Annotated in this window: 19 protein-coding genes and 1 pseudogene; 7 read left to right on the forward strand and 13 right to left on the reverse strand. The window is 58.7% G+C overall.

The genetic code is table 11. The annotated features are described in order from the left end of the window. Positions 1-103 precede the first annotated feature (103 nt). Positions 104-460 (reverse strand): hypothetical protein, encoded by a 357-nt coding sequence (locus ACR0IM_RS09920; protein WP_480591093.1) that lies wholly within the window; start codon positions 458-460, stop codon positions 104-106. 343 nt (positions 461-803) lie between these two features. On the opposite strand from ACR0IM_RS09920, the pseudogene ACR0IM_RS09925 reads away from it, so the two are divergent. Next, a pseudogene (locus ACR0IM_RS09925) lies at positions 804-1280 on the forward strand (aldehyde dehydrogenase family protein); the annotation flags it as partial. Positions 1281-1342: 62 nt separating this feature from the next. Here ACR0IM_RS09925 and ACR0IM_RS09930 read toward each other — a convergent pair. The 8 genes from ACR0IM_RS09930 to ACR0IM_RS09965 are packed head-to-tail and all read right to left on the reverse strand — an operon-like array spanning position 1343 to position 8623. Next, positions 1343-2185, reverse strand: coding sequence for a fumarylacetoacetate hydrolase family protein (locus tag ACR0IM_RS09930; RefSeq protein ID WP_480641555.1), 843 nt, complete (start codon positions 2183-2185; stop codon positions 1343-1345). Positions 2186-2203: 18 nt separating this feature from the next. Then, positions 2204-2953 (reverse strand): SDR family oxidoreductase, encoded by a 750-nt coding sequence (locus tag ACR0IM_RS09935; RefSeq protein WP_480681752.1) that lies wholly within the window; start codon positions 2951-2953, stop codon positions 2204-2206. Positions 2954-2961: 8 nt separating this feature from the next. Next, on the reverse strand, positions 2962-4464 hold the full coding sequence (locus tag ACR0IM_RS09940; RefSeq protein ID WP_480681754.1) for an aldehyde dehydrogenase (NADP(+)): 1503 nt from the start codon (positions 4462-4464) through the stop codon (positions 2962-2964). A gap of 13 nt (positions 4465-4477) precedes the next feature. Further along, positions 4478-5590 (reverse strand): fumarylacetoacetate hydrolase family protein, encoded by a 1113-nt coding sequence (locus ACR0IM_RS09945; protein WP_480594907.1) that lies wholly within the window; start codon positions 5588-5590, stop codon positions 4478-4480. Between the two features lies 1 nt (position 5591). Continuing rightward, positions 5592-6422 carry an amidohydrolase family protein gene (locus ACR0IM_RS09950; RefSeq protein WP_480594904.1) on the reverse strand — a complete coding sequence of 277 codons (831 nt, stop codon included), beginning with the start codon at positions 6420-6422 and terminating at the stop codon, positions 5592-5594. Next, positions 6419-6847, reverse strand: coding sequence for an RbsD/FucU family protein (locus ACR0IM_RS09955; protein ID WP_480641550.1), 429 nt, complete (start codon positions 6845-6847; stop codon positions 6419-6421). Before ACR0IM_RS09955 ends, ACR0IM_RS09950 begins: the two co-directional genes overlap by 4 nt. Then, positions 6837-7889, reverse strand: a complete 1053-nt coding sequence (locus ACR0IM_RS09960) for an aldo/keto reductase (RefSeq protein ID WP_480681756.1) — start codon at positions 7887-7889, stop codon at positions 6837-6839. The genes ACR0IM_RS09955 and ACR0IM_RS09960 overlap by 11 nt, the downstream gene beginning before the upstream one ends. Then, positions 7886-8623, reverse strand: coding sequence for a GntR family transcriptional regulator (locus tag ACR0IM_RS09965; RefSeq protein ID WP_480641548.1), 738 nt, complete (start codon positions 8621-8623; stop codon positions 7886-7888). The genes ACR0IM_RS09960 and ACR0IM_RS09965 overlap by 4 nt, the downstream gene beginning before the upstream one ends. Positions 8624-8705: 82 nt before the next feature. On the opposite strand from ACR0IM_RS09965, the gene ACR0IM_RS09970 reads away from it, so the two are divergent. The 6 genes from ACR0IM_RS09970 to ACR0IM_RS09995 all read left to right on the forward strand — a co-directional run bounded on the left by ACR0IM_RS09970 (position 8706) and on the right by ACR0IM_RS09995 (position 16510). Next, positions 8706-10259 carry a UxaA family hydrolase gene (locus ACR0IM_RS09970; protein WP_480681758.1) on the forward strand — a complete coding sequence of 518 codons (1554 nt, stop codon included), beginning with the start codon at positions 8706-8708 and terminating at the stop codon, positions 10257-10259. A gap of 40 nt (positions 10260-10299) precedes the next feature. Beyond that, entirely contained in the window at positions 10300-11826 is a 1527-nt protein-coding gene (locus tag ACR0IM_RS09975; RefSeq protein ID WP_480681759.1) for a sugar ABC transporter ATP-binding protein, read from the forward strand. Continuing rightward, positions 11823-12830, forward strand: coding sequence for an ABC transporter permease (locus ACR0IM_RS09980; RefSeq protein WP_480641545.1), 1008 nt, complete (start codon positions 11823-11825; stop codon positions 12828-12830). The genes ACR0IM_RS09975 and ACR0IM_RS09980 overlap by 4 nt, the downstream gene beginning before the upstream one ends. A 36-nt stretch (positions 12831-12866) precedes the next feature. After that, positions 12867-13811: a substrate-binding domain-containing protein gene (locus ACR0IM_RS09985; RefSeq protein ID WP_480681760.1), complete on the forward strand. Its 945-nt coding sequence runs from the start codon at positions 12867-12869 to the stop codon at positions 13809-13811. Positions 13812-14003: 192 nt separating this feature from the next. Next, positions 14004-14648, forward strand: a complete 645-nt coding sequence (locus ACR0IM_RS09990) for a GNAT family N-acetyltransferase (RefSeq protein WP_480681761.1) — start codon at positions 14004-14006, stop codon at positions 14646-14648. Positions 14649-14740: 92 nt separating this feature from the next. After that, a complete protein-coding gene (locus ACR0IM_RS09995) occupies positions 14741-16510 on the forward strand; it encodes an adenylate/guanylate cyclase domain-containing protein (protein WP_480641542.1) in 1770 nt (589 codons plus the stop codon). A gap of 70 nt (positions 16511-16580) precedes the next feature. Here ACR0IM_RS09995 and ACR0IM_RS10000 read toward each other — a convergent pair whose 3' ends face one another. From ACR0IM_RS10000 to ACR0IM_RS10015, 4 genes are all read right to left on the reverse strand, one after another. Further along, the gene (locus tag ACR0IM_RS10000; protein WP_480594883.1) at positions 16581-17156 is read right to left on the reverse strand and encodes a hypothetical protein; all 576 of its coding nucleotides are present in this window, start codon (positions 17154-17156) and stop codon (positions 16581-16583) included. 147 nt (positions 17157-17303) lie between these two features. Beyond that, positions 17304-18596 carry a gluzincin family metallopeptidase gene (locus ACR0IM_RS10005; protein ID WP_480681762.1) on the reverse strand — a complete coding sequence of 431 codons (1293 nt, stop codon included), beginning with the start codon at positions 18594-18596 and terminating at the stop codon, positions 17304-17306. A gap of 43 nt (positions 18597-18639) precedes the next feature. Continuing rightward, a complete protein-coding gene (locus tag ACR0IM_RS10010) occupies positions 18640-19950 on the reverse strand; it encodes a TfuA-like protein (RefSeq protein ID WP_480681763.1) in 1311 nt (436 codons plus the stop codon). Continuing rightward, complete coding sequence (locus tag ACR0IM_RS10015; RefSeq protein WP_480641540.1) at positions 19947-21152, reverse strand: YcaO-like family protein; 1206 nt, start codon at positions 21150-21152, stop codon at positions 19947-19949. Before ACR0IM_RS10015 ends, ACR0IM_RS10010 begins: the two co-directional genes overlap by 4 nt. Positions 21153-21795: the final 643 nt, after the last annotated feature.

Consider the following 21795-nt stretch of genomic DNA (forward strand, 5'->3'; position numbering starts at 1 on the left):
TATTGGTCAACGGGTTGGACACGCTGCACGCGTTGCTGCGCGATCCAAGCAACCTGCAGCAGCGCACCCGGATAGCCCGAACGTCGCTGAGCTCTGGTCTGGCCTACTCCAGCAACAAGAACGCTATCGCGCAAAACCTGTCCTTTCTCATCACGCTGGGGTGGGTGTGCAGCACGGCTTCGCGTGCTCGATCGCCCTGTCCGTAATTTTGCGGTCCATGGATGACCTCGGCGATTTTCGTCAAGACGCATTGCACGAGACTTTCGGACCCAATCTTGCGGCCGGGGCTGATACGTTGAACGAACTCCTGACCAGGCTCGACATTGCCACCTGGTTCGCAGAATACGCCGCTTCCGTGGGTCAGCGCGCGGTCATAATCGATGAAGTCTTCGCCGCAGAGCGAGGCCGAAGTTATGCCGGAACGAAATACACCATTCCCGCTGCGAAGAAGGCGATGCATTCCTCACGCCCGAAAGTGGCCTGACCGAACCCAACTCTGACGCGAGGCAGCGCCTTAACCAAAAACCACAACATGGTTTTGCACACCCCTATCACCACCAACGTGCGGGTCCAACCTGAGCCCGAAGTTACCGCCATCGCGATTTACCTGGGCAGGCATGTGCGTGCCCGAGGTCTATTCGGCTGAATTGTCTGAGTTTGTCTTTGCTGCGGGCGTCAAGCTGTTGAAAGAGTTCAAGCCCGATGTGATGTATTTGTCGACCACCGACTATATTCAGCACAAATTCGCGCCCGAACAGCAAGGCGCGTTGGATTTCTACGCGATGTTTGATCGTTATCTGGGCGAACTGGGCTGTGTGATCCACGACAAGGCGGCAGAGCTGTTCGAGAAACGCGTCTACATGGCCGAGGAAGAAGGCGCGGAAATCCTCTATCACCCGGGTCGTCAGGGCGCGCTGCTGCCGCCCATCGTGGTCGACAAGGTTCCCCATGACAGCGAATTGGTGATGGAAGAGACCTTTGGCCCCATCGTCCCCATCGTGCGCGTGCCGGACGATGACGCAGAGGTGATGGCAATCTCGAACTCGACCGAGTTTGGCCTGTCCTCGGGTGTATGTACCAATGATCTGAACCGGGCGATTGCCTACATCAACGGGCTCGACGTCGGCACCTGCAATATCTGGGAACAACCGGGGTACCGGATCGAAATGTCCCCCTTTGGCGGCATCAAGGACAGCGGCAACGGCGTCAAGGAAGGCGTCATCGAAGCGATGAAATTCTTCACAAACGTCAAAACATACTCCCTGCCATGGCCAGGCTGATCGCCCGTCAGTAGAAACAAATAGGGGTCCGGTCTATCTGGCCAGGGCCTTTTATGTATGGGTCAGCCCTGCACGACGTCCTGACGCTGAATGCCCAGCCCTTCGATACCAAGCTCTAGCATGTCGCCCGGCTTCAGATAGGTCTGCGGGTTTTGCCCCATGCCCACGCCCGGGGGCGTTCCTGTCGAGATCACATCACCCGGTTGCAGCGACATGAATTGCGACAGGTGCGAGACAACAGTCGCCACACCGAAATGCATCGTGTTGGTGGATCCGTCCTGATAGCGGTGGCCGTTCACCTCAAGATACATCGGCAGGTTCTGCGGATCGGCGACCTCATCCCGTGTCACCAACCAAGGCCCGATCGGGCCGAATGTGTCCGCCGATTTGCCTTTAACCCACTGACCCGAGCGATGCAGCTGAAAGTCACGCTCTGACAGGTCATTGACCACGCAATAGCCAGCCACGTGGTCCAGCGCTTCGGCCTCGGAAACGTATTTCGCCTCTTTGCCGATGACGACGCCCAGCTCGACTTCCCAATCTGTTTTGACCGAGCCACGCGGGATTTCCACGGTATCGTTAGGACCGACGATGGCAGAGGTCGCTTTGAAAAAGATCACCGGTTCGGCGGGCAGTTCCATTCCGCTTTCGACGGCATGATCGGCATAGTTCAGACCGATACAGATGAACTTGCCGACCTGTCCAACACAGGCACCGATGCGCGGGTTGCCCTCGACAACGGGCAGCCCGGCCAGTTCGAGCCCGCGCAGGCGCGCCAGACCCTCTTCGCTCAGCACATCGCCCGCGACATCATCAATGACGCCGGACAGATCGCGAATTTTGCCATTCGCATCCAGCACACCGGGCTTTTCCGCGCCAACCGGCCCATAGCGTAAAAGTTTCATTTCCTGTTCCTTTTCAACTCAGATGGTCCAGCCGCCGTCGATGGCAAAGGGCTGCCCTGTGGTGTAGTTGCTGGCGTCGCTTGCAAGATACAGCGCAAGCTCCGCCACCTCATCAGCTGTTCCGATCCGCCCCATCGGTTGGCGCGCGATGAAGTCCGTCATGGCTTGTTCGTAATCCCCGGTGGATCGCAGTCGGTCATGCAGGCTGGGGCTGTCGACCGTACCGGGACAGATCGCGTTGCAGCGGATGCCCTGCGTGACAAAATCCACAGCAACCGACTTAGTCAGACCGATAACGGCCGCCTTAGAGGCACAATAAGCAAACCGGTTCGGCACGCCTTTCAGAGACGACGCGACCGAAGACATGTTGATGATCGATCCACCACCATTTTCCAGCATCGCAGGCAGGGTCAGACGAATGAGCCGGTACATGGCCTTGACGTTCAGATCGAAGCTGAAGTCCCAGTCCTTTTCCTCGCACTCCAGAATGGATCCGCCCGCAACATAGCCTGCGCAGTTGAACAACACGTCCAAAGGCGGCAACTCCGCCGTGGCGGCCTGAACTGCTTTCGCGTCGGTGACGTCCAGTTTCAGGATCTGGATGCCGGTGATTGCAGCCAGTTCGGCCAGCGAAGCGTCATTGATATCACAGGCAATGACCTGCGCGCCCTGCGCCGCAAAAAGCTCAGCCGAGGCGCGCCCGATACCCTGACCTGCAGCGGTGATCAGGGCTGTTTTGCCGGACAGACGGTTGGAACGGGAAGTCATCTCGTCTCTCACACTTGATCAGGCAAAAGGTCGGTCGGCAGGTTCTGATAGCAAACCGGCCGCAGAAAACGTCGGATCGACAAGGTGCCGACCGAGGTTGCGCCGAAATTGGTCGAAGCGGGGTAGGGGCCGCCATGCACCATGCTGTCACAAACCTCGACCCCGGTGGGGAAACCGTTGGCCAGCAACCGGCCTGCTTTGCGTTCAAGCACAGGCACCAGTTTACGCGCGGTGTCCGCATCGTCGGCGTCCATGTGCAGGGTGCAGGTCAGTTGCCCTTCGACAGCACGGGCGATGTCGGTCATCTGTTCAATGTCCCGGGCGCGCACGATGATGCCGGTGGGGCCAAACACTTCTTCATGCAGGCTGTCATCGGCCAGCCAATTGTCGCCGGAAACGACAAACAGGTTCGGGGCAGCGCTGCGGGGGGCGCTGTCTTTGCTGACGATCTGCGCAACCCCGGCCCCCTCGGTGAATTGCGCCACGCCCTTGCGGTACGCGTCGGCGATACCGCTGGTTAGCATTGTCTGTTCTGCCGTGTCGACCAAAGCGGACTGTGCTGCTGCCTGCAGGGCATCTGCATCCGGCCCGTCAACCACGATGGCGATACCGGGGTTGGTGCAGAACTGGCCTGCGCCCATTGTCAGGGAACCCGCCCAACCGGTGCCAATCTCGGCACCACGGGCCGCGGCGGCATTGGGCAGAACGAACATCGGGTTGACCGAGCCCAGCTCGCCAAAGAACGGGATGGGTTCGGGACGCTGCGCGCAGATGTCGAACAGCGCGCGACCGGCACGCAACGACCCGGTGAATCCCACCGCCCTGATCAACGGGTGCTGGGCCAAGGCCGTTCCGACCCCGATCCCGTCGCTTTGGATCAGCGAGAACGTACCAGCGGGATTGCCGGACGCCTTGATTGCGGTATCAATCGCCTGCGCCACGATCTCACCCGTTCCGGGATGCGCTGGATGGCCTTTGACGACAACCGGACATCCCGCAGCCAATGCCGCCGCCGTGTCCCCACCCGCGACCGAGAACGCCAGCGGGAAGTTCGACGCCCCGAACACTGCAACCGGGCCCAGCGGGCGCTGGATCATCCGCAAGTCAGGGCGGGGCAGGGGTGCGCGATCCGGCAGGGCGGGATCGTGACGATGGTCCAGATACTCTCCGACTTCGATGTGGTCCGCAAACAGCCGAAGCTGGCCAACAGTCCGGCCCCTTTCGCCTTGCAGTCGCGCCTCGGGCAGGCCGGTTTCCTGACACCCGATCTCGGTGATTGCATCGCCGCGTGCGTCAATCTCGTCCGCGATTTTCTGCAACAGCGCGGCCCGTTCAGCCCGCATGGACCATCCGAAGATGGCAAAAGCCTCTTCTGCGGCCTGAACGGCGGCATCCACATGCGCTGGCGTCCCTACGGAAAAGTCGTGGCTTCGCCCGTGTGCGGGGTCTGATGAAAAAGTGGCCTCGGTCCCGACCCATTCGCCGGCGATCAGGTGTTTTCCGGTCAACATGTTCTAATTTTCCTTAAATCAGCCCGCGCCGGGCGAGGTTTCGCATCAGGTGGGACGCCCCGAATTTCCATTCCGGGCATTCGGTCGACAAGCGCACCGTGTTGGTCAGCGCACCTAGCTTATCGCTTGAAATCGTGACGATATCACCCAGTTTATGAGTGAACCCTCCCCCCGGAGTATCGCGATCCTGAGTCGGCGCAAAGAGGGTTCCAAGAAACAGCATCAATCCGTCGGGATACTGGTGATGCCGCCCGATGGTCTGGGCCACCAGATCGACCGGATCGCGGCTGATTTGCGCCATCGAGGAATGGCCTTGCATCGCAAACCCATCAGGACCAGCCACGGTCAGCATCAGCTCTGCGGTGCGAACGTCATCCAGCGTGAAACTGTCATCGAACAATCGGATCATCGGCCCGATCGCACAAGAGGCGTTGTTGTCCTTGGCCTTGCTCAACAACAGGGCCGAGCGCCCTTCGACATCGCGCAGGTTGACGTCATTGCCCAGCGTCGCACCCTTGATCTTACCTTGTGAGTTGACGGCAAGAACGACCTCGGGTTCTGGGTTGTTCCAGACTGAAATGGGGTGCAGGCCAACATCCGCGCCAAACCCCACCGAAGACAGCGCCTGCGCCTTGGAGAACACCTCGGCATCCGGACCAATCCCAACCTCAAGATATTGGCTCCACAGACCCTCAGTGATCAGTGCCTCTTTGACCTGCGCCGCCGCGTCGGACCCCGGCACAATGTTGGTCAGGCTGTCACCGATGCGGGCACCGATACGGGTGCGGATTGCCTCAGCCTTGGCCGGGTCACCCGCGGCTTGCTCTTCGATCACACGCTCGACCATAGAACCCGCGAAGGTGACACCGCAGGCCTTAATCACCTGCAGATCGCAGGGGGCCAGCCAATGATGGTCTCCACGCTGCGGACCCAACGTTTCACCCGGTGCCGAGCGCGTATAGTCGGCGGCGTCCTCCCGTTCCAGGACGTCGCGCACCGTCGGTGCCTCTTTGGAGGTGATATCAAACACATGTCCGTCGCGCAGGGTTACAACGGAGGGGCCAATACCCGCGCGCTCCACACGCCCCAACCACAAACCGCTGGTATCCAATTTCGGAAATTTCATTTCAGTCCCTGAGGTTGTAGGCTCGAGCGGCATTGCCTCCCAGCACCGCTCTGCGTTCGGTTTCGTTCAGTGCGCTCAGCAACTCGTCAGTAGTGTCGAGCCAGCGCTGGTAGCTGCTGGCCAATGTGCAGACCGGCCAATCACTGCCCCAGATCATGCGGGACGGGCCGAACGTGTCCAGCAGATGATCGACATAGGGACGCAGGTCATCGACTGTCCAACCTGGCGCGGCTTCGGTGACCAGCCCGGACAGCTTGCACCAGGCGTCGGTATCGCGGGCAAGGGCAGCCATGTCTTCAGCCCACCCGGAAATCGCCCCCTCCTTGATCAGGGGTTTAGACCCGTGATCAAGGACCGCACGCATCTGCGGATGGCGCTCCAACAGCTGGCGCAAAGGGCCGAGATGCTGCGGCAACGTCAGGGCATCAAAGGTGAGGTCGTGACGCTGCACTGCCTCAAATGCCGGGATCAAAACCTCTCCCATCATCCAATTTGGGTCCGGGATGTCCTGAATCATTGGCCGCAACCCAACCAGGATCGGGTTCGCCGACAACTTTTCAATCTGTGTCGGCGCATCAGCGGCTTCGAAATCGACCCATCCGACCACGCCTTTGATGAACGGAGTCCGATCAGCCAGAGACAACATATACTCCGTCTCGGCCACCGTTGGTGCGGCTTGCACCAGAACCGTGCCTTCAATACCTGCCGCCTTGATGAGGGGGGCAAGATCGCCCGGTGAGAAATCGCGGTATATCGCAGCAAGTTCTAGCGTCAGCCAGCCGTAATCACCGCGCGCCAACGACCAGAAATGCTGATGTGCGTCGATCTTCATCCAATGACGCCCTTTTTGAGGATAATGTTGCCGTACAGCCTTTGCTCACCCGTCTGAACGATGGCAAAGGCGTTGGCGGCACGGTCATAGAAGGCAAACCGGTCCAGCCCCTGAATGCGGGCGGGGTTATCTGCCGTCGCATCAATGACGGTCTGAAAATCGGCCACGGCTTCGGGCACGGCGTCCGGGTCACCGACCACCTGCATGGTCAGCGCCGGATCAGGCACGAATGTATCCAACGGCATGACGGACAGTACAGCCCGCAGTATTTCGCTTGCCGAGGACCCGTCGGCGCGGATGCAAATCGGGCCAATGCTTGAGCCCGGAAAATTCGCATCCGCGATCACGATCTCATCCCCGTGCCCCATGGCTCGCAGGGTGTGCAGAAGATCGGGCGAGAGGATTGGGTCGATGTTATGCAGCATTGGCAGCCTCGGCGGGCAGGGGTGCGTCGGGGCAGATCAGTCCCTCGGACTGCAGATCAGACCAGAAACTTGACGGAATCCTGCGGTTCAGCAAGGCGACATTGGCCTGCACTTCGGCAGCGCTGACCGCGCCGGGGACTACGGTTTTGACGCAAGGGTGACCCAGAACGAACTGCAGCGCGGCCGCAATGAGCGGCGTGTCATGCGCGGCGCAGACCGCTTCGATCTTGCGCACGCGATTCAAGATCTCCTCTGGCGCATCAGCGTAGTTATACTTGGCCCCCGGTATCGCTCCGGTGGCTAAGATGCCTGAGTTGTACGGTCCACCCAGAATGATGCCCACATCACGTTCTTCACAGAGCGGCAGGAAACTGTCCAACGCCTCCTGCTCCAGCAACGTATACCGCCCGGCCAACAAAAAGCCGTCGAAATCACCTAACCCCAACAGTTTCTTGCAGACCTGCCATTCGTTCACTCCGGCACCAATCGCGGCGACCTCACCTGCATCCCGCAGCTCGGTCAGTGCGTTGTAGCCGCCACCATCGAACAGTTCGCGCACCTTGGCATCCGACATCTCCTGACTGCCTTGGCTGAAAACGCAGACGTCATGCACCAGCAGGATATCAGCATTGGTGATGCCGAGCCGGTCCCGGCTCGCTTCATAGGACCGCATCACACCGTCATAGGTGTAATCGAACACGATGCGTTTCTGCGGCACGTCTACAAAGGATTCGGGTGTCACCTCGTGCGGCTCGCAATCCAGCAGCAGACGCCCGATCTTGGTCGAAAGCTGGATGGTTTCGCGCCCAAATCGGGCGATCGCCTCACCAAACCGGTGCTCGGACCGGCCGAGCCCATACTGCGGCGCGGTGTCGAAAAACCGGATGCCCGCATCATAGGCAGCCTGTAATGCGGCCTGCGCGTCCTCGTCCGAGACTTTGCGATAGAGATTGCCCAGAGGCGCGCCACCGAACCCCATACGAGTCAGAGGTACTGGTCTTTTGGTGCGATGGTTCAAGAGTTCGGTTTGCGAAACGGTCATCCTGCTTCCCGTGCTGCATGGGTGGTGATGTTGAAAAGATGCGGTTGTTCCTGAATCAGAACCTCGATACGCGGCATGAGCTGTCCCAGGTGGTGCCGCATGGCCGCCTGCGCGGCTTGCTCATTACAGTCCATAATGGCGGCGTGAATGGCGCGATGCTCTTCCAGAGTTTCCGCAATGCGTCCCGGCGTCGGTAGCAACAGCATCCGGGCGCGGCTGACTTGCAGCGATACGGTCTGCGCCACGTCGCTCAGACGTTTGAAACCGGTGAACTGCATCAGCAACGCATGGAATTCTTCGTCAGCCTGATAGAAACCGGGAATATCCTCATCCTCGATCAACAGCTCCTGCAGGCGCATGTTCCGGCTGAGCTGCTTGCGCTGCTCCTCGGTCAAGTCGCGTGCCACCTTGGCAACAGTTGCCAGTTCCAAAGCCTCGCGCAGGAACATACCTTCGCGGATTTCCGGCATCGAGAAAAACGATACCCGCGTTCCCGACTGCGGCACGACATCCACCAGCCCCTCGGCGGCCAACCGGGCAATCGCCTCGGCCACGGGCGCGCGCGAAACGTCCAGCCGCTCGCAGATTGGCGCTTTTCTGAGCGTTGCACCGGGCGGAAAGTCCAGTGACAAAATGGCTTGTTTGATCGCCTGATAAACCCGCTGCGCCAGCGAGCCTTCATCCGACGCAATATCGCGCAAAAGCTGCGCGTTGATGTCTTGTAGTTTGCTCATGGGATCGAACTATCATACTAACATGTTAGTTGACAAGTGCGCGGTCAAGTTTTAGCAATCAGAGCAGTCAAGCGGGGACAAGATGCACGCAAGCCATAAAAATAAGGCCTTCGGAACGGCGACGCGCGATACGGTCAAGCTGAACCCAGATGATAATGTCGTGATTGCGCTGCGCGATTTGCACGCCGAAGACTGGCCAGCCGGCCTGACCACACCCCTGTCCGGCCCTGTCAATCGCGGGCACAAGATCGCCGTAACCGCAATTGCTGCAGGTGAGAGTGTTATTCGCTACGGGCAAATCATCGGACAGGCAAAAAGTGACATCAATCCTGGCGATCATGTTCACCTGCACAATCTTGGGATGGGCGCGCATCAACAGGATTATGCCCATGCAAGCGCCAACACGCCATTGGCGGCACTGAATAAAGGCCGCACTTTTCAGGGCTTTCACCGAGCCGACGGAAAGGTTGGAACGCGCAATTATATCGGCATTCTGACAACGGTGAATTGTTCGGGCTCGGTCGCGCGTTTTATTGCCGAAGCGGCTGTAAAAACGTGCCTGTTGGACAATTATCCCAATATCGACGGCGTGGTACCGATCGTACACGGCACCGGCTGCGGCATGTCAGGTAAGAACGAAGGTTATGCGACCCTGTTCCGCACCCTGGCTGGATATGCCCAGCATCCAAACTTTGCTGGCATTCTGCTGATAGGGTTGGGCTGCGAGGTCATGCAAGTCGCGGATCTGGTCGGCGGCCGTCCAATCCGTCAGGATGGCGCGCTGCGCTACATGACCATCCAGAACGAAGGCGGCACCCGCCGCACCATCGAGCGCGGCTTGCATGAACTGCGCGGTATTGCGGAACTGGCCAATCAGGCGAAGCGCGCTCCGACCCCGGTCAGTGCTATCACGGTCGGAATGCAATGCGGTGGATCGGATGGGTATTCCGGGATCACCGCCAATCCGGCGCTGGGATATGCCTCGGACTTGCTGGTGCGCCATGGCGGCACGACAATCCTGTCGGAAACCTCCGAGATTTACGGGGCAGAGCATCTTTTGACCCGCCGCGCCGAAACACCGGAGGTCGGCCAGAAGCTGATCGATCGCATCCATTGGTGGGAAGATTATACCGCCCGCAACGGCGGTGAGATGGACAACAACCCCAGCCCCGGCAACAAGCGAGGCGGCCTGACGACAATTTTGGAGAAATCGCTGGGCGCAGTGGCCAAGGGCGGCACCGCTCCGATGCGGGACGTCTACAAATTCGGCGAGATGATCGACAAGAAGGGCTTTGTCTTCATGGACAGCCCCGGATTCGATCCTTGTTCGGTCACCGGTCAGGTGGCCTCGGGCGCAAATCTGATCGTGTTCACCACCGGGCGGGGTTCGGTTTCCGGCTATCAGCCGACCCCCTGCATCAAACTGGCCACCAACTCGGAAATGTATGCGCGCATGGCAGACGACATGGACCTGAACTGCGGGGATATCGTCACCGAAGGCATCAGCATCGAATCCAAGGGCGAAGAGCTATTTGAAATGCTGATTCGTGTCGCTTCCGGAGAGCAAACCAAAAGTGAGGAACTTGGCTTTGGGGGCGTCGAGTTCGTCCCCTGGCAAATCGGCGCGGTGATGTAACCCGCGCAGCCCTTGGGGAGAGGGCGATATGGGAGGAGAAATGACAAAACTGGTCGACATGACGGGGATCGACAAGCATTTCCCCGGAGTGCACGCGCTGAAATCCGTGCAGTTCGATCTGTTCCCGGGCGAGGTTCACGCGCTGATGGGTGAGAACGGGGCCGGAAAAAGCACACTGATGAAGATTCTGTCAGGCATCTACCAGCGCGATGGCGGTGATCTGGTGATCGAAGGCAAATCAGTCAGCCCGACCACCCCGCGCGAGGCGCAGGATCTGGGGATCGGCATCATCCATCAGGAACTGAGCCTTATGAATGACCTGACGGTGGCGCAGAACATCTTTATCGGACGCGAGCCGCGCAAGAGTTTCGGCCGTCTGGACGAGGCCGCGCTGAACGCGCAAACCTCCGAAATTTTTGCGTCGATGAACCTGTCGCTGGAACCGAGAACACTGGTTGGTAGCCTGACCATTGCGAAACAGCAGATGGTCGAAATCGCAAAGGCGTTGTCTTATCGGTCTAAGGTTCTGGTCATGGACGAACCAACAGCGGCACTGAACGATGCTGAGATTGCCGAACTGTTTGTCATCATCCGCCGCCTCAAGGCCGAAGGCGTGGGCATTGTCTACATCAGCCACAAGATGGACGAACTGAAGCAGATCGCCGACCGCGTCACCGTCATGCGTGACGGTGAATATGTTGGCACCGTGGACGCGGCGGACACACCTATCAGCCGGATCATCGCGATGATGGTGGGGCGTGAGGTGAATGAGAAACCACTGGACGTTCCGGATCTGGGCGCTGCCGAAGTGTCGCTGCAGGTTTCCGGCCTGACACGGGGAAAGGACATTCACGACGTCAGCTTTTCGGTTCAGAAAGGTGAAATACTGGGTTTTGCCGGGTTGATGGGAGCAGGGCGCACCGAAGTGGCCCGCGCCATTTTCGGGGCCGACCCCAAAGACAGCGGGGAGGTTCGTGTGCATGGGAACCCCGTGTCGATCAAGTCTCCCAAGGATGCGGTGAACGCGGGGATCGGGTATCTGTCGGAAGACCGCAAGCACTTCGGTCTGGCAACGGGCATGAACGTGCGGGACAATATCGCTCTGGCCTCGATGGACCTGTTCACCGCGACGGGTGGGGTTCTGAAAGACGGTGAAATCAGCTCCGCGGCCAAAAGTTACATCAATCAGTTGGGTATACGTACTCCCTCGGACGTGCAGGAGGTACGGTTGTTGTCTGGCGGCAATCAGCAGAAGGTCGTCATCGCCAAATGGCTGCTGCGCGACTGCGATATCCTGATCTTTGACGAGCCCACCCGTGGCATCGACGTGGGCGCAAAATCCGAGATCTACAAGCTGCTTGAAGAACTGGCCGGACAAGGCAAGGCGATCATCGTGGTTTCATCGGAACTGCCCGAGATCATGCGCCTCAGCCACCGCATCGCCGTGATGTGCGAAGGCCGACTGACCGGCATTCTGCCCGGCGGGAAAGACACCACTCAGGAAGACATCATGCATCTGGCAACCCAACGCAAGGCGGCGATGCAGGTAACAGGGACAGTCCTATGACCACAGCCACGGATATCGACAAGAAAAAGCCGCTTGCGGGTCTGTCGGAGAGCGGCGCCTATCAAAAGCTGCTGGCGTTTGCCAGTTTGATTGCCCTGCTGATCGGGTTCTCGATCGCGTCGCCGAATTTCATGCAAACCTCGAACATGATCGCCATTCTGCAGGCCACCTCGGTCAACGGGGTGCTGGCCGTGGCGGCGACTTTAATCATCATCACTGGCGGGATTGATCTGTCGCTGGGCACGCTGATGACGTTCTGTGCGGTGATCGCGGGGGTGGTGCTGACTTATATGGGGATGCCGTTGCTGCTGGGTGTTGCGGCGGCCATTGGGGCAGGTGCACTGTGCGGTCTGTGCTCTGGTACGTTTGTGGCCAAGATGAAAATCCCGCCCTTCATCGCCACGCTGGGCATGATGCTGATCCTCAAGGGCCTTTCGCTGGTAATTTCGGGCACGCGCCCGATCTATTTCAACGACACTCCGGGTTTCGACCAGATCTCGCGCGGGTCCCTGGTCGGAGAGGTTTTCCCAGCGCTACCCATCCCCAACGGCGTGCTGATCCTGTTCCTCGTGGCCATCGCGGCCTCGTATATTCTGGGCCGCACGGTTCTGGGGCGCTACACCTTTGCGCTGGGATCGAACGAAGAGGCGGTGCGCCTGTCCGGAGTGAACACCGACATGTGGAAAATGCGCATCTACGCGCTGGCCGGAGCAATCTGCGGTATCGCCGGTATCCTAATAGCGTCACGCCTGAACTCGGCGCAGCCCGCGCTGGGTCTGGGTTACGAACTGGAGGCCATCGCGGCCGTGGTGATCGGGGGCACATCCCTGTCCGGTGGGCGCGGCACGATCCTGGGTACGCTGATCGGTGCGCTGATCATGGCAGTACTGACCAATGGGTTGCGCGTTCTGTCTGTGGCGCAGGAATGGCAGACCGTCGTGACCGGCGCGATCATCATTCTGGCCGTTTATGCCGACATGGCACGGCGCAAGAAAATTGGCTGAGCTTACACACAAACGACCAACAAGGAGGAGAGAATTATGTTTACACGTCGTTTTATTCTGGGGGCGCTGAGCGCGGCCACCCTTGCGGCTCCGGCCTCAATGGCTGTGGCCGAGGATGTTTTCATTCCGCTTGTGTCCAAAGGCTTCCAGCACCAGTTCTGGCAGGCGGTGAAATCCGGCGCCGAACAGGCCGCAGACGAATATGGTGTGACCATTACTTTCGAAGGGCCCGACAACGAGACTATGGTCGACCGCCAAATCGACATGCTGGCCGCGGCGTTGGCCAACAATCCCAAGGCAATAGGCTTTGCCGCTTTGGACAGTCAGGCCGCCATCCCGCTGCTGAAACAGGCTGACGAAAAAGGTATCCCGATCATCGCCTTTGACAGTGGCGTCGACAGCGACATCCCGGTCTCGACCGCAACAACAGACAACCTGGCCGCAGCAGGTCTGGCCGCAGACAAGATGGCTGAAATGCTGGGTGGCAAAGGCAAGGTCGCCGTGGTCGCGCATGACCAGACCAGCCGCACCGGCATCGACCGCCGCGACGGGTTCGTAAACCGCATTGCCGAGAAGTACCCGGATATTGAGGTTGTCACCGTTCAATACGGCCAAGGCGACCACCTGAAATCTACCGAGGTCACCAAGGCGATCCTGACCGCAAACCCGGATTTGAACGGTATTTTCGGTACCAACGAAGGCTCGGCCATCGGTGTGGTGAACGGCGTGCAGGAACTGGGCACCGAAGGGCTGGTCATTATCGGATATGACAGCGGCAAAGCTCAGAAAGACGCGATCAAAAGCGGTCTGATGGCGGGGGCCATTACTCAGAATCCGGTTGGGATTGGCTATGAAACTGTCAAGGCCGCCGTTGCCGCTCTGAATGGCGAGGAAGTGCCGTCGCTGATCGACACTGGCTTCTACTACTATGACGCATCTAACATGGACGACCCGAAGATATCGGCCGTTCTGTACGACTAACGACCACACCACTCACGGCGAACCGGCCCGCCTGTTTCAGGTGGGTCGGTTTCCGTTTGGCTTTGGTCTACCGTACACAGGCCCGTCGGAGCAATTCCGCCGGGGCCGATGTATTCTCGTTTCGTATTTGATGAACAAGTGTGTTAGGGTCCAGAATGTATTTTCTGACTTTAATTAAAGGTAGTTGATCCATTGCCAGACACATCCAACAGCGTATTCAAGCTGCGTCCCCTCGAGAAGGCGGATCTGGAGGTCATCACTCCCTGGTTTCAGGATATCGAGGACCTCGCCCGATTTGACCGCACGTTACGTATTCCATTCAATATGGCACAAACCGAAGAGGTCTGGAACGGCGCGCTGAACCCATTTGGAAGCGACAACAGATGCTGGTTCGCTATCGAATCCAGCAGCGGACAGATTCTTGGAATGGCGGGACTCGAGGGCATTTCCCCAGTCAACCGGGACGCAGTTGTTGCCATGTTCGTCGAAAAATCAGCCAGACGGTTAGGTTTGGCTATCAGGGCGACCGCTCTGGTTGCCGATTTTGCATTCCGCCAGCTTGGCTTGAACCGGCTTACCTCGTACTATCGGGAAGATAACCACATAAGTCGCGACCTCGTGGAAAGACTGGGGTGTCAGGTCGAAGGGACAATGCGGCAAGCTTGGTTCGCGGATGGAACATTCTACGACATGATCGTCGTTGGCATTCTCAGGCAAGATTGGATGGACAGGCGCCCCATCCTAGCAAACGAACTTGACCGGGCGACAGTCGTGACCCTCGGGTCGGACGGGACTTCGGGTTGGTCCTGGCCACCGCAAGTTGATGAGTGTGAGTAACGGGGTGTGATTTCGCTTTCAGAGCGCAAAAGCACATTTTGCTATAAACTGACGATAGGGTTCGAACGCAGCCCCTGAGACGAGTATTGAATGTGAACACCACAAGTCCAAATCCTTCCATCACGCAGAAGCTGGGCGCGATCCTGTTTGCCGACGTCGTCGGGTACTCGCGCCTGATGAGCGAGAATGAGCTGGATACGTATAATGCTTTAAAATCATTGATGTCTCAACTCGAAGAGACCTGCGCTGCGTTTCAGGGCCGGGTGGTCGAGGTGCGCGGGGACGGTATTCTGGCCCTGTTTGACACTGCCACCAGCGCGGTGGAGTTCGGGGTGGAACTGCACCGTATTGCCAGCCAGCACAACCAAGAGCGCACCGATGATCAGCGACTCATGTTCCGCGCCGGCGTCCATCTGGGAGAAATCCTGATCGATGATCGTGGCATCCATGGCGACAACGTCAATATCGCCGCCCGGCTGCAGGAAATCGCGGAACCTGAAAGGGTCTACGTCAGCTCGGCTGTCTATGACCAAGTCTGCAACCGCCTGCGCTATGGGTATGAGTTTCTTGGTCCCAAACAGTTGAAAAACATTCTGTCCCCTGTCTCAACCTACTGCGTGCGCAGTGAGGTGGCCGGGGCGACAATGGCCGGGACGATGCGGCCCGAAATCCTTGGAGACGTGCTGGAGCGCCCCGACACTCCCTCGGTCGCCATTCTGCCTTTCAGCAGCCAGAGCGGGGACGAGTCGGACAGCTGGATCGCCGAGGGGCTGACCGACGACATCATCATGAACCTGTCCAAATTCCGGAATCTGTTCGTGATTGCGCGGAACTCGTCCTTCTTCTTCAAGACGCAGTCGATGCCACCGAAAGAGGCGGCGCAAAAGCTGAATGTGCGCTATGTCGCCCGGGGCAGTGTGCGCCGGTCGGCAAGCCGCATCCGGATTACGGCGGAATTGATAGATGCCACAACCGAACGCACCATTTGGGGCGAGCGGTTTGATCGCAAGATCGACGATATTTTCGATATCCTGGACGAAGTGACCGAGTGCATCGTGGCCGCCACCGCGGTGATGATTGAATCGCACGAAAAGCGGCGCATGATTCAGGCGATCCCGTCTGACCTTGAGGCTTATGGTTCCGTGCTTCAGGGTCAGCACCATATTTTTAAGTATACACGGAACGACAACCGCAAGGCGCAAGACTTCTACCAATCCGCGCTTGACCGGGACGAAGGCTATGCCCGTGCAGCGGCGGCGCTGTCGCGAACACTGAATATCGACTGGCGTTATTCCTGGAGCAAGGATCCCTCTACCGCGCTGGACCAGGCGTTGTCCTTTGCGCAGCGTGCAATCGAACTGGACCCCACCGATGCGCGTGGTTTTGGGGAACTGGGCTATGTCCATCTGTATCGCAAGGAACATGATGCAGCGCTGCAATCCTATCGGCGTGCTCTGGCGCTGAACCCGAATGACGCTGACATGCATTCCGATTTCGCCGATGCGTTGGCACATTATGGTGACAACGAAACGGCAATCACTCATTTGCAGCAGGCAATGCGGTTAAATCCGTACTTCCCGGACCAGTACCTGTGGCATCTGGGTGGGGCGTATTTCAACCTCAAGCGCTATAGGGAAGCCATTGACGCCGTCAACAAGATGAACAATCCCACCGAAGGACAACGCTTGCTGGCCGCCAGCTTCGCACATCTCGATCAGTTGGACATCGCGCGAGATATTGCGGATAGACATCGCAAAGCGCATCCCAATTTCTCTTTGAAACGGTGGGAGAATGTACAGCCCGACCGCCTGCCTGAGGACACTCAGCATTTTGTCGAGGGCCTGAAAAAAGCAGGGTTCTGAACGAGAAAGGCTCCTGCTGAGCAGGGCCTTTCGCAAATCTATTCTGCTATCCGCCGGAGTATTACCCGCGTCAGTCTTCCGAGCCCCGCGCACGTGCGCCGCTGACCCTGGCTCCGCTTACGCGCGCACCACTAACCCTGGCTCCGCTCACACGTGCGCCGCTAACCCGCGCACCACTCACGCGGGCGCCGCTGATCGCGGGGCTGTCAAAGCCGAAGTAGATGTCCAGCAGCACCTGTTCGAACATACCCGACGTGACATCCATACGCATGGTCTGATCAGCCTTGTCGTAGTTCCAGTACATAATGTCGTTGGCCATCTGATAGTCAGCGGCCGCGACACCGCTTTTGGATGGATCGTTGGGCGCCCGAGAGGCAAGATTTCCCGGCAGATTGCCATCCGTGGCGCTTTTTCCTTTGCCATGAACAAGGAAGATCGCGGGTTCGGGAAGGTCGTAATATGTACCTTCATAGGCGAACCCGTAAATCTTGGCGAACCTGGGCTCATCTTCGCCGTCCTTGGCAAACTGCTTGTCCAGTTGTTTGTTATTTCCCTGTCCGCGCTTGTCGGTGACGACGTATTTCATGTCATCAAGGACGCGTCCGAAAATCAACACTTCGGAAAAACTGAGCAAAGTTTCTGGCATAAACTCATCTCCTGATTGCAGGCTTGACGACATGGGACGCCTCGCCCCCCCTAACGAAGACCCGAAAAGTCACGAGTCAAAATGTTCCTAAAAATCACCTTTCGATTGGATGCCACAAAACCATTTAAAAATAAAGGGTTTTAGGCATCAGTCCGGCACCTGCGTGCGGACCGAATTTGAATGACTGCCTTCTTCAGGATCAAGCAGGCGCGGTCCTGCGGTTGTCAATCCGATGTCACGCACACGGAAGTTGCCTTCGATAATATTGCGAAAAGCACCACCGGTGATCTCTTGATCCACGGCCAGCAGGGCCTTTTCCACTCCGAAATAGCTGAGCATATCCGCATCCAGCATTTCCCACGTGTCAGCCAGATATGTGCCCAGATAGTCGCGCGCCTCCAGCAGGGCGATGCGAAAGCCTTCGGGGTTTTCGGCATATCGCTTGTCGAAAACACCCTGCATTACCCGGTTATAGTCAGGCGATCCTTCCAACTGATCCGACAGGTTCTCCTCCTCGGCCGAGATCAAGCCGTGAACCAGCAAACGCTCGTGATAGATATCGACAAAGATATCGAACATCGCACCGGTCAGGGGTTCGGACAGAGCATGCTCGCTGGACCATCCGGCGGCGAATTCCGACAAGGACCGATCATTCGCCGCAAGCCGGATCTGCGCGTTTTCAGACAGTTCGGCAAATCGGCTGAGGCGGTTGAAGGTGTAGAGGTTCCCCCGCGTGTTCTCCAGTAAATCATCCACCACCGAACCGAAATGCAGCGACGCCAACAAAGCCACCAGATCGGCAGCGGATTCATGAAATCCGTAATACTCACCCGAGGCATCGCCATCTGTTGGCATCCCGATCACGCTGTAGATGATGGCATGGCCGATCTCATGCGCGACCACGTCGAAATTCAGGCTATAGGGCCGGTATTCATCCCCGTGCTCATGGGTGCCACCGGTTTCCAGAAAGCCCCAACCGATATGCGCGTTGTCCAGACTAGGCAGAAGCGACAGTTCCAGACGGTCGAAATCACGGGCGAAATGCCACGGGATCGGGCGGTCGAAATAGCCCTGCCAGACATCCATGGTGAAATGAGCCGAACCGAACAGATGTGCGGCTTCAAAAGCGGGGTTGCTGGGATCGATATGGATGAAGTTGCCGAATTCATCCGGCATGGCGGGCGGCTGGATTTGACCGTCCCAAGGCGGCAGATACATGCCCGGCCCATTTGGCCCCGGCACGATCGCGCCGTAAGGGGTGGTTTTCCCCACCGGGTCAACCGTGTACATGCGCGGCCCCGACGGCCCGGGCCCGATACTGCCTTGTGGTGCAGAAATCTCGACCAGCTCCAGTGGAGCGTTGGGCTCCAGAAACGGAGACTGTGGGTACAGCAGAAACCGGGTACCGGGTTCTTCATCAATCTGTTCGGGTAAGTTCACAATACGCCCTCCCGTGCGGTACTCGGTCAAGTCCGGCGGCCTCTTATTCTGCGGCTCCGGTGTCGGCACCCCTGTGGCAATACAAAAACTCGGCTTCTATCATCTCATAAAACGCATCCCGCCCGTCCAGCCCGAGCGCCACTGCATAAGAGTCAAGGTCATCGGGCACCGGCTGGTCAAGATGAGATTCAAAATACCACAAAAGCACTCGCAACCGGTCCACACCGGACCGGCCCGTCGGAAGAGCCTGTTCCGCCTTGTTGGCAGCCCGGTTCCGCAACTCGGCGTACTGATCCGAGCGGCGCAGCTCCGACAGCATGTGTTCGTCAAGATGGCCCGCCCGTGACGCAGCGGCGGCTTCGATCCGGGCAGCATCCGCCAGCATCGTTTCATAGCCCTCGGGGCTCAGATCATTCGCGGCAATCCACGCCATCAGGTCGGATCTTCGTGACAGGCCGACAGTGGCCCGGTGGGCCTCCATTTGCCGAACCAACTCCGCGCGTTCGGGGGGGCGATCCTGCCTCAAGGCCTCCTCGCGCGATAACAGGGCCAGAATTGCACGCTCCCGCACCTTTGCGTAAAGCTCGGGCTGAAGCCGTAATTCGTCGATCACACTACGGTCGGCGGTACGATTTCCGGAATCAACCCGTGCGCGCAACGCCTTCCACATCAAGGTGGGCTCGGTTCGTGCAATGTCTGACGGGGGCAGGGGGGCTCCGGCCTGATGTTCCGACATACGAGTCAGCATGGCAACCGCATCCTGGGCCTTGGCGTCGATGCGACCCTTCGGCAACCAGTCCGCGAATTCGCTAATACCCGGCAGGTTTCCAAGCGTGCCGAGAATGTCCGGCCAGATGCGATGACGGTAGTGCATCGCCTTGGCGCAGCGCAGCACCTCAGAGGCCGTATCCGGCGGCAATACCCCGACGGTCCGGGCCTGTGCCACAGTCGCGCGAATTGACACCATCGGTTCGCTCAGCGGTTGGAAGCCCAGCTCGGCCGGACTGTGCAGAACCGCAACCTCGTCATCATCCTGCAGCGTACCGTCATAGTAATCCTCGTAAATGCGCCCAACACCGATCATTCCGAAATCAGCCAGCTCTGCCGCGCGCAAAGCGCCCATGCTGGCGCTGCCGAAAACCGGAATGCCCTGTTCGATCGCCCACAGGATTTCCTTGTGCCAGACTGAGGGCACGCCTTCGAAAAACCCGTCGATGATACCGATGGCAGCCGGATTTTCACGCACAACGCGGTATACGTCACCCTGCCGGACGGGGGGCAGGATTGTAGCATCCAAACACTTCAAGACCGCCTCTGGCGCAAGGGTCGGACCGACAAAAATCACCGCAGTCATGTCAGGCCGTCCCTGATGCGCAGCGCCCGGGGACCGGGGATGTAATCCGGTTCGTCATGCGGTGCCTCAAGCCCGGGAATGACGGCCCGGACTACCGCTATATCATATTCCGGCCGCGACAGATCAACCGTCACAACCTGCGCGGCACCAACAGCAGAGAGCCGCTGCAATAACAGGCCCAGATCCTCGTCAAAGGAGTTGGTTACATGAGTCGGACAGTCGCAAAAACTCTGATCCGCCGCGGTACCATCGATCAAATCGCGCACATACTGGCCACGTTCCATTTTGGCCTGATTGGTGAATTCCTCGGGGTCCAGATCATCCCGCGAACCTGAGATATAGGTCAGCCGCGTCTGCGCCGCTTCGGTCAGGGCTCGGAGCAAGGCGATGGCACGATCCGGATGGCATCCATCACCGATGCCAATATGACCGGGTTGCCCACCACCTTCGCAGATCACGCAGCGGAAACTGGCGATGCCTACGTCCGAGGTCGTGTCCCACAGCCCGACCTCCAGCCCTGCGTCGGTAATCATCTTGATGGCTTGGCAACAACGCGGATCATCAACGCTGTCCGGATCAAGACGCGGCGTTCCCTGTTGGTGATGCCACAGGGTTGTGGCATCCCGCTCGATCAGTTCGCATATGGCGTGGCAGCTGGCCTCAGTCAGGTTATTGCCCGAGGCCAGCCCATTGGTGGTGCGGGGAAAGGCGGCCTGACCACCGACCGGCGCGCTGGTATAGTCGGTATCGACCATCTCGAGCGGAACCCAGCACGGTTCATCCCCGGCCAGATCGTGCCCCTGAACCCACAGCATATTCCGATGCGGGTCAAAGTGCCCTCCGGTCACTCGCGGCAGGCCGGTCACGTCGACCACCGCGGTTTCCTCGGCCAATTCGGAATACCTGGCCAGACGTTGCGGTAGCTGAACCCGTTCAGCGTGCCAGGATTCAATCGCTTCCATCACGCCCGAGGCCTCGGCCGCCCGCAACGACAGTCCCTTGCCCAGCGACACCGCAACTGAGCGGGAATTTGGCCGGGCAACCATCACCGTGGGCAATCCGATCCGATCCAGCCCGGTCAGGTTCGCAATTCGGGTGATGCCCATGCTTTTCAGAAACGGCTTGACGATATGCAAGGTCTGCTCGGGGTCGCGCAGCCGATGCGTGTCCAGCACATATTGCTTCTGCGATGCATCGGGCATGTTTCGGACCTTGCTAAAAAAGTGACCGCAATGAAAAATAACCGCGCCGGGCCAGTCTGTTACGCCGCAGGATGCTGGATCGAGCCCTTTCGGTCAACCATTGTGGTGCGCCGTTTGGCTGAAGCCGAGGTGGGATATTTGCCGATACCGCTCCCAGGCTTGCTGGATCACACTGAGATGAGGCGGATTGTTTGACGTGTCCGGCCAACCTTGCGGCTCGAGTGCCAAACCTGAGTGGGCCGTATAGGGTGGGTCAGACAAAGCTGAACGATCCATGTGATTCAGGTGCGTTCTGGAATAAGCTTGCAAGACCGGTTCGGTCGAAGAAAGCGCCAATCGACTCCCCGGCACGAATCCAATATCGCCGCAGGCCTTCCTGAAACCCGTTGGTCTGAGATGCGGCAATTATGGTCGAACGGTTTTGTCTCCACCACCGTTCAGATTGAAGTAACAGTGCAGGGAAAACTGCGGACCGTGGCGCTGTTCGAAAGCGCCTCGATCTCCAATCGCGACGACGGATTTGAAATGCGGTATCCGGCCGACACGCGCAAACCTCCACCGAACCTCATATGTCCGTCAGGCCAACGTCGAGTAAATGTCACGCTGATCTTGGAGCATTGAACGACCTCCCAATCTGCATTGT

This window comes from Ruegeria sp. BF6 (assembly GCF_056538665.1).